General features: G+C 38.9%; 1 protein-coding gene. It reads left to right on the top strand.

From position 1 onward, the window contains the following. Positions 1–203: type II toxin-antitoxin system YafQ family toxin (locus FC70_RS02460; protein ID WP_235804066.1), on the top strand; the 203-nt coding region annotated here is incomplete at both ends.

The raw sequence follows: 203 nt of genomic DNA, 5'->3' as shown, positions 1-203 counted from the left end.
CAACAATTACCACCAGAATTTGAAGATCATGAGCTTAATCGGCGAATGAGCGGTTATAATGAATTTCACTTACGAGATACCCCGAAAAACAAAACACCAAGCGAAACTAACGATGTCCTGGTGGTTTATACGATTGATAAAGATGAACTAGTCTTAATTGGCATTCGAGTCGGATCGCATGATCGTTTATTTCCTGGTCAAAA

This window comes from Paucilactobacillus oligofermentans DSM 15707 = LMG 22743 (genome assembly GCF_001434315.1).
Classification (GTDB): Bacteria; Bacillota; Bacilli; order Lactobacillales; family Lactobacillaceae; genus Paucilactobacillus; species Paucilactobacillus oligofermentans.
Note: the sequence above shows the minus strand (reverse complement) of the source record. Positions and strands in the feature narration are given on the sequence as shown.